Origin of the sequence: Chitinophaga sp., from assembly GCF_036566945.1 — a bacterium.
Lineage (GTDB): Bacteria > Bacteroidota > Bacteroidia > Chitinophagales > Chitinophagaceae > Chitinophaga.
The window spans coordinates 1-8,266 of sequence record NZ_DATCVJ010000863.1 but is presented as its reverse complement, the minus strand read 5'-3'; the positions used below and the strand labels follow the sequence as shown (position 1 = coordinate 8,266).

Annotated in this window: 7 protein-coding genes; 2 read left to right on the top strand and 5 right to left on the bottom strand. The window is 45.6% G+C overall.

Going from position 1 to position 8,266, the window contains the following annotated elements:
• Positions 1–55: 55 nt before the first annotated feature.
• The 5 genes from VIP81_RS26125 to VIP81_RS26105 are packed head-to-tail and all read right to left on the bottom strand — an operon-like array spanning position 56 to position 5,769.
• Positions 56–1,459, bottom strand: coding sequence for an MBL fold metallo-hydrolase (locus VIP81_RS26125; protein WP_331968164.1), 1,404 nt, complete (start codon positions 1,457–1,459; stop codon positions 56–58).
• Positions 1,460–1,492: 33 nt separating this feature from the next.
• Positions 1,493–2,002, bottom strand: a complete 510-nt coding sequence (locus tag VIP81_RS26120; protein WP_331968162.1) for a DUF4442 domain-containing protein — start codon at positions 2,000–2,002, stop codon at positions 1,493–1,495.
• Between the two features lie 7 nt (positions 2,003–2,009).
• Entirely contained in the window at positions 2,010–2,513 is a 504-nt protein-coding gene (locus VIP81_RS26115) for a thioredoxin family protein (protein WP_331968160.1), read from the bottom strand.
• A 28-nt stretch (positions 2,514–2,541) separates the two neighbouring features.
• Positions 2,542–4,533 (bottom strand): polyphosphate kinase 1, encoded by a 1,992-nt coding sequence (gene ppk1 / locus VIP81_RS26110; RefSeq protein WP_331968158.1) that lies wholly within the window; start codon positions 4,531–4,533, stop codon positions 2,542–2,544.
• Between the two features lie 6 nt (positions 4,534–4,539).
• Positions 4,540–5,769: a Pycsar system effector family protein gene (locus tag VIP81_RS26105; RefSeq protein ID WP_331968156.1), complete on the bottom strand. Its 1,230-nt coding sequence runs from the start codon at positions 5,767–5,769 to the stop codon at positions 4,540–4,542.
• Positions 5,770–5,930: 161 nt separating this feature from the next.
• Between VIP81_RS26105 and VIP81_RS26100 the strand changes: the two genes are divergently transcribed.
• Together VIP81_RS26100 and VIP81_RS26095 are read left to right on the top strand one after the other, a co-directional pair.
• A complete protein-coding gene (locus tag VIP81_RS26100; RefSeq protein WP_331968154.1) occupies positions 5,931–6,782 on the top strand; it encodes a hypothetical protein in 852 nt (283 codons plus the stop codon).
• The coding region (locus VIP81_RS26095) for a metallophosphoesterase (protein ID WP_331968153.1) at positions 6,779–8,266 on the top strand (1,488 nt) is incomplete at its 3' end. The genes VIP81_RS26100 and VIP81_RS26095, both read left to right, overlap by 4 nt.

Genomic DNA, 8,266 nt, shown 5'->3' with positions numbered 1-8,266 from the left:
AAAATCTTGAAAATCATCTAAATCAGTATAATCCTGAACAAAGACAAAAAATCGCTTAACTCAGTCCCAGCTCAGAATGTCGCTCAGGAATTTCAATATCCAGGAAGCCTTTTTTCAGCAACCAGTTTCTGAAAATTTGCTGCACATCATATTCTCCATGTACCAGGAATAATTTTTTTACCTCTTTAGGATGCTGACAGGCAAGCCACTGACTTAAGTCTTCATAGTCGCCATGCGCACTCATAGAGCGGATTACGCCTACTTCCGCATTTACCTGGAAACGGGTACCATAAATAGATACTTCTTTGGCGCCGCGCATCAGGCGTCCACCCAATGATTGTGGTTCACAGTAACCTACAATGAGAATAGTATTCTGTGGTTCGTCGATGTTATTAGCGATATGATGTTTTACGCGCCCTGCTTCTGCCATACCGGATGCAGAGATGATCACACAGGGTTCCTTGCGGAAGTTCAGCGCTTTGGATTCATCTACTGATTTGATGTAACGCAGGCCAGGGAAGTCGAATGGGTCATCGTCTCTTTTCAGCAGGTTGGATACTTCTTTGTTGAACACTTCCGGATGTGCCTTGGTAACAGCGGTAGCTTCTGTAGAGAGGGGGCTGTCTACAAAGATCTCCACTTTAGGCAGGGTACCTTTCAGTTGTGCGTTGTTGAGGGCATACAGCAGTTCCTGGGTACGGCCTACGCTGAAAGCAGGGATAATGAGCTTACCTCTTTTTTCGATGCAGGTTTTCCGGATATAGCGTAACAACTCATCATCTGCTGGTGCAGCATCAGCGTGCAGTGTGCTGCCGTAGGTAGATTCTATCAGGATATAATCTGCCTGCGGGAAGGTAGCCGGTGATTTCAGGATGGCGTCATTATAACGGCCTATATCACCGCTGAAGGAGATTTGTTCTGTTTTACCATTTTCCGTAATCCGCAGATGCACGGAGGCGGCGCCTACAATGTGACCGGCATCGGTAAACATGAGCTGAATATCCGGATCTATATGGGCCCAGGTATTATAACCCATCGGCTTTAGTGAATTAATAGCAATCTTGGCATCTTCCACGCTGTACAGTGGTTGTACGTAGGGAAGACCTTCCTGTGCCATTTTTTTATTGGTATATTTTGCATCTGACTGTTGTATTTCGGCAGAATCCATCAGCAGAATTTCTGTCATATCGCGGGTAGCGGGTGTACAGAAGATGTGGCCACCATAGCCCATTTTTACCAGTCGGGGAATGAGGCCGGAGTGGTCGATATGTGCATGCGATAATACCATGTAAGTCACCTCCTGCGGATCAAATCCGAAATCCCTGTTCATACCATCGGTTTCATGTCCCATGCCCTGGAACATACCGCAATCCAATAAAACCTTTTTACCATTTTTGAGTGTGATCAGGTGTTTTGATCCGGTAACGGTGCGCGCGGCGCCGTGAAATGCAATCTTCATATCTGTGTTTTTAGGCGAACCGGGTTCGCCGTTTTACGATTTACTTTTAAACGACCAGGTGATCGCGAAAGAGGCAATTAATATGCCGTCTTTATCTCTGCCTTCACTATGGAGCGTAACGGTTTCCGCTGCATCATTGTTCAGTGCTTTTTCAATGGCAGCTCTTAACAGGGGGAGTTCTGAACAGGTAAATAACGTGAGGCCGGTAGCCTTTTTTACGAAAGTAGATTCCATGCCGGTAACGAGCATGGATACACGCCGTGGAGCGCTGCGTACATACATCATTGCCGGGAGACCGGTGCTGAGTTCTGCCGCCATCGCCAGACAGGCGAAATAGGTAGATTTAAAAGGGTTCTGCGATAACCAGCGAAAAGGTACGGAAGTAACACAGGTGTCTGTTTCCAGTGATTGCAGCCGTACGCCGGAAAGCCATGCTGCCGGAAGTTTCCAGAACAGGTAGGCCGAAAACTTAAACGGATGCTGTGCAAACTTTTGAAAAGATTGCACAGCATCCGTATTAAAAGTGGTAATGCCGTTATCCATGACCATGTTATTCGTTGATGTAATGGGAGGGCAGCAACGCTGCTGGTGACCATTGTTTCAGGAACTCCTGCACTTTCTTCTTGTCATAAGTATCTGCTGATTCCAGTAATCCGGAATTCTGCGTATGTAACCGGTTGCCTTTTGCATCCAGTATTACCAGTACCGGGAAACCAAAGCGCTGTGGAAATCCCAGCTCTTTCAGGATAGGCAGATTTTTATTTTCTTTACTGTAGTTCAGGTGATATACAACGTAGTTATCGTTCATGGTGGCTTTCAGCTCTGCATCGTCTTCGATGAATTTATACAGTCTTTTACACCAGATACACCAGTTACCACCTATTTGCAGCAGCACATGTTTATTTTCTTTAGCAGCTTGTTTTTCGGCAGCGGCGATGTCGGCTTTTGCGTCGGCGGCAGGATTATAAATGTGTTCCAGGTCATGTGTTTGCGCCTGTGTGGCAGGAATCGCAAAGGCAATACTCAATAACAACGTCCAAACATATTTCTTCATAAAAATCGATTAAATAAGGATATCTAATTTACACTATATTTTGCACATACGACTGTATGGCTTGCTGGGCATTGTGTGGGTCCTGTAGTTGCAGGTGCACAATATCTTTCAGCTGTTGCTGCAGGGCCGGCACATATACCGGCACGCATACTTCTATGCGGCGGTGGAGGTTACGGTTCATCCAGTCTGCGGAGCCCATATATACTTCCTCCTGGTTATTATTATGGAAGATGAATACGCGGGCATGCTCCAGGTAGCGGTCTACAATGCGGATGATGCGGATATGCTGACTTTCCGGAATGTTTGGTACCAGGCAGTTGATGCTGCGCACAATAAGGTCTACCTGTACGCCTGCTTCACTGGCTTCATACAGTTTGGCTATCATGCCTCTTTCCTGCAGGTTATTTATTTTGATGATAATACGGGCAGGCTTACCTTCTTTTGCGTGCTGTATTTCCCGATCTATCAGGCCGGCAAATCGGGTGGTCATATTAAACTGGGCTACCAGCAAATGTTCGAAATGCAGGAAGTTGTAGGTCACTGGTTGTTCCCTGCTTTGGAGGTAGAGGAACAGCAATTCCATCTCCCGGGTAATACCTGTATGGGCAGTAAACAACACATGATCAGTATAAAAACGTGCAGTGCTTTCATTAAAATTACCGGTGGCAATTAACCCGCAGTAATCCCATTGGTAACCACGATTACGCTTAACCAGTGCGGTTTTGGCATGCACTTTCATGCCAGGAATGCTATAGATCAGTTTTACGCCGGCATCTTTCATTTTCTTTGCCCAGCGTATATTATTGGCTTCATCGAAACGGGCTTTCAGCTCTACAAATACGGTCACTTTTTTACCGTTTTTGGCGGCGCTGATCAGCGCCTGCGCTATCTGAGAGCCGGATGCAATCCGGTACAGGGTAACATAAATTTCTGCTACATCCGGATCTGTGGCCGCTTCGCTGAAAAAGCGCAGCACATAATCATAACGCTGATAAGGAAGGTGAATCAGGAGGTCCTGTTGCAATACCAGGTCGAGCAAACGATCGGTAGCCACTATGGTTTTGTTTTCTGCAGGAATTACTTTCGGATAATCGGCATGTACCAACCCAGGAGGCTCCGGCAAACCGGCCAGGTCTTTCAGGTTATGATAGCGTCCGCCCATTACCATTTCATCTTCCTGTACATCAAACTGTTGTGCGAGGAAATGCAGGAGCGGTAAGGGAATCGAGGCGTCATAAAGAAAACGGGTAGGTACGCCCAACTCACGTTTACGGATCAACGTTTCTACTTCTTCCAGGATATCTCCTTTGATCTCATCCATGTCCATGTCGGCATTACGTGTGAGTTTCACGCTGTGGCAGCCGGCAATGGTATAGTCGGGAAAAAGATATCCCAGATGTGTGCGGATAATATCATCGAGGAAAGCAATGTAGTGAATACCTTCCAGCGCAGGTAACTGCAGGAAACGCGGCAGAGCAGCGGGTATATTCACAATCACATATTCCTGTACGGCATCATTGTTTTTAGGAATCAGCGTTACGGCGAGGTAAAGCGCATTATTTTCCAGGAATAATTTTTTTGATTTACCCGTGAGCCATACTGGTTGCAGATAAGCCAGTATAGTGGTCAGGAAATAGTTTTTGCTAAAGGTATGGTGGGCTTCCAGCAATGGCTGATTATAATACAGTTGTATACCGTGAGATAACAATGCCGGCAGCACACTGCCGGTAAAGATTTGTCCATATTCCTGTTGTTGCCGGTTGATTTCCTGCAACACTTCGGTGAGTGTGCTACTGCTGATAGACTCGTTTTCGCCTGCCGCCGGATCATTTTCCAATACTTTGTTGATCGCTAATACCGCCGGCATTCTCACCCGAAAAAACTCATCGAGGTTGGAGGAAAAAATAGACAGAAACCGAATTCGTTCGTATAGTGGTACCTGTTGGTCTGCCGCCATTTGTAATACCCGGTAATTAAAGGATAACCAGCTGAGATCGCGGTTATATAAAGGAACACCCATGAATCATTATGCTTTTACCGGGAAGAAAATTGCTGCAATCAAAAATGCGAGTACAGAAATAATAAGACCAAACATGAAAATATTATAAGAAATGCGCAGCAGCTTGTACTTATGTCCCAGTACTACACCCAGGAAATAAATATCCCTGGTCATGCTGCTGTATAGAAAGTCAGAATCATTCATCATCTGTTTCATACCCCACTGGTATTCTTCCAGTTGCATCTTAAAAAAGTTGCCAAAGAACAACAAGTTGGCATCTTTCTTCTCAATATCAACTTTGGTAAACACGCCACTGGTCACATTGGGCCGGGTAGCCAACACTGAAAATATAACGGTTAGTACGGCGGTGGTAAGAAATATGAGAGAAGGAATCACCATATTGGGATAGTCTTCCAGTCTGCGTATGAGCACACTCAATATCACTGAAATGATAATAGAGTTCACCGAAATCATGATATGCGCTTTGCTGTCGGCCATGGAACTGAGCCGGATATGATTGGTAGAAGTGGTGCGGAACATGGTTTCTACGCCCCGGTCAGGTTTCTTGGTCTTATCTTTTTTAATCTTTTCGCTGGCGGTTTTGGGTGCATCTTTGGCTCCCGGAACAACGCCGGCTTCCTCCGCCGCTTCGGCCGATTTTTTTTCCAGTTTCTTTTGCAGCTTCGCCAGGTTATCGTCTTTCTGTTGCTTGAACAGCGTTTGTGCGTAATCTGTCCAGTAATGATGGGCGGTTAGAAAGGCGACATTATTTGTGAGCCACTTAATGGCGGGTATTTCATGTTCGTAAGTAAGCTCCAGTTCATGCCGCAGCAATTTGTTACGGTCTGCAAATTCTTTTGACCCCAGGTGAGACAGGTCCGCATCACAAACAATTTGTTCTACCAGGGTATGTGGCGACTGTGGCATTTTAGTAGCCATAATAGCTCCCTGTACCATGGTCTGAACATTTTCTGGTACTTGTTGTTGCTGTAAAAATTGGATGGCTTCTTTGGCCCCGTTTTCTTCATGTACTTTTCCCTCTCCCGTTAGATAACCAGCATCGTGGAACCAGGCAGCTACATAAACTGCCAATAGTTCATCATCCTGCAAACGGTAATGGGCCGCGATTTGCGCGGCAGCCTGTACCACCTGTTGGGTGTGAACAAGATTGTGATATACCAGGTTAGGGCGCGGGTGCTGTTGGTACTGGGCTAGTACATAATCCCGGGCTGCATCTATGATAACATTGTTTTGCATAAGGAAGACGAAAATTAAGATAAGAAACGGCGAAATATGTTGTACAATTCTTGCTTTTAATTGTACATATAACGGTATGTTCACCAATTCACGTATACAAATCGCAATTGTAACCTAAGTTACTGCATTTTTGAGTTAAATTTATGCTATAAAGTTGCACTATGGATATCCGGATTGGGTTAATTTTTCTTCTCTTTTTACTGTCATGCAATGGTTTCGGCGACAGGGAACAAAAAGTATATGGCTCTCCGGCCGGCTATAATCTAAAAGAGCCGGTACGTTACCGCTTGCGGGAATCCGTGCAGGAAATATCAGGGATAGAACTGTTTCCGGATGAACATAAAATAATGGCTATTAATGATGAAGAAGGAAGAGTTTATGAGGTCGACATAGCGGCTACAAAGCCCTATCATTATTATAAATTTGCTAAAGACGGCGATTACGAAGATATCTGTCATACCGATAGTGGTTGGTTTGTACTCAAAAGTAACGGGTCACTGTTCCAGTTGCATGGCCTGTTTTCCGATAGTGTTTACAGCGATCATTACAAATTGCCCATTAAAGGAAAAAAGGAATTTGAAACCACCTACTACGACAGCGCCAAAAACAGTATTATCATGATCTGTAAGAACTGTGAAGACGATAAAAAGGTGGGTTTTACCAGCGCCTATCGCTTTGACCTGGCCTCTAAAACATTTGATACTACTGCTATTTACCGTTTCGATACCAAGGAAATAGCCAGGCTGGCTGGCACAGATATGCGTTTTTTCAAGCCTTCTGCCGCCGCTATTCACCCTATTGAAAAAAGACTGTATATCGTGGCATCTGTTAATGGCCTGTTGGTAATAGCCAATCTGCAGGGCCATGTACAGGAGGCCTATAACCTGAAACATCGTTTATTTTTACAACCGGAAGGAATTGCTTTTGCCCCCAACGGGGATATGTTTATTTCAAATGAAGGCGGCTATGACGGTACCGCCAGTATTCTTAAATTTACTTACAAGTCAAAATGATCAGATCAGCCATCATCTTTATAGCCTTATTTGCTTTCGGTTACTGTATCGGATATGCCCAAACCCCCGATGTGGCAAAACGGATTATTCTCATCGGCGATGCAGGAGAGCTGCACAGCAACGGACAAAACGCAGTAGTAGATGCCGTACGTAAAACATTCGACCTGCAGGACAGCAGGAATACCATCCTGTTCCTGGGCGATAACGTATATCCGAAAGGGTTACCCGATTCCGGCAGTAATAAGTTTCCCGTTGCCAAAGAAATTCTCGACTACCAGATCAACCTGCTGCGGGGAACCAAAGCACAGGGCTACATCATTCCCGGCAACCACGACTGGGATAAAAGTAAGCCCGATGGATGGGATATTATTCGCAACCAGCAACAATATGTAGATTCCCAACACCTGGATAACGTAACGTTTGAGCCTAAAGAAGGATGTCCGGGCCCCATAGAAGTGAAGATCTCAGATAAAGTCACCCTCATCATTATGGACAGCGAATGGTGGGTGTTCCCTTATCAAAAGCCAGGACTGGAGTCTTCCTGCGATTGTAAAGACAAGGACGAAGTACTTACTAAACTATCGGAAATAGTTGCGCTGAACCGTAATAAGCTGATCGTTTTTGCAACGCATCATCCGTTCCGTAGCTATGGTATTCATGGCGGATATTATACGATCAAACAACACATTTTCCCGTTAACAGACCTGAACCCCGCACTGTATGTGCCTTTACCGGTAATAGGTTCTATCTATCCCATTGCACGGGGTGTTTTTGGTACGCCGGAAGATATTCCCAATCCCAAATACAAGGAAATGGTCAAAGGGGTAGAGGAAGCATTGAAGCCGCATGGCCCGGTAGTATTTGTATCTGGTCATGACCATACCCTGCAGCTCATCAAGGATAAACAAAATAACTATGTGGTAAGTGGCAGTGGCGCCAAGCATAACCGGGTTAAGAAAGGGGCGAAGTCATCGTTTGCCTCTACGGCCAACGGCTTTAGCACCGTTGAATTAATGACGGATGGCACCGTACGGGTACAGTATTATTTTGCAGACAGTGGGCGCACACCAGTTTTCAGCGATAATCTTTTCCGCCTGCAGGACATTCCGCAGCAGGCTATGACCTATGCTGCACCGGAACAGTTGCCTCCATTTATTACTATGCCGGCTGATTCGCAGTATAATAAAGTAGGGCGCTTTCATAAATTTTTATTGGGAGAAAATTACCGGAAGGTATGGGCAACACCTTTGAACTTCCCGGTGTTAGATCTGAAAACTGCCAAAGGAGGATTAAAGATTCTGCAACGCGGTGGTGGTAAACAAACACATTCACTTCGTCTGGAAGACAGTACCGGCACTGAATATGCCATGCGTTCACTCAAGAAGTTTCCACTGGCCGCCATCCCGGAACTGCTTCGGGAAACCATTGCCCGTGATGTGGTGCAGGACCAGATTTCAGCGGCCAACCCATATGCGCCGCTGGCC

Bases quoted from the DNA above. Each gene is read 5' to 3' on its own strand.
- VIP81_RS26125 (WP_331968164.1), bottom strand. From the start codon at position 1,459: ATGAAGATTGCATTTCACGGCGCCGCGCGCACCGTTACCGGATCAAAA.
- VIP81_RS26120 (WP_331968162.1), bottom strand. From the start codon at position 2,002: ATGGATAACGGCATTACCACTTTTAATACGGATGCTGTGCAATCTTTT.
- VIP81_RS26115 (WP_331968160.1), bottom strand. From the start codon at position 2,513: ATGAAGAAATATGTTTGGACGTTGTTATTGAGTATTGCCTTTGCGATT.
- ppk1 (WP_331968158.1), bottom strand. From the start codon at position 4,533: ATGGGTGTTCCTTTATATAACCGCGATCTCAGCTGGTTATCCTTTAAT.
- VIP81_RS26105 (WP_331968156.1), bottom strand. From the start codon at position 5,769: ATGCAAAACAATGTTATCATAGATGCAGCCCGGGATTATGTACTAGCC.
- VIP81_RS26100 (WP_331968154.1), top strand. From the start codon at position 5,931: ATGGATATCCGGATTGGGTTAATTTTTCTTCTCTTTTTACTGTCATGC.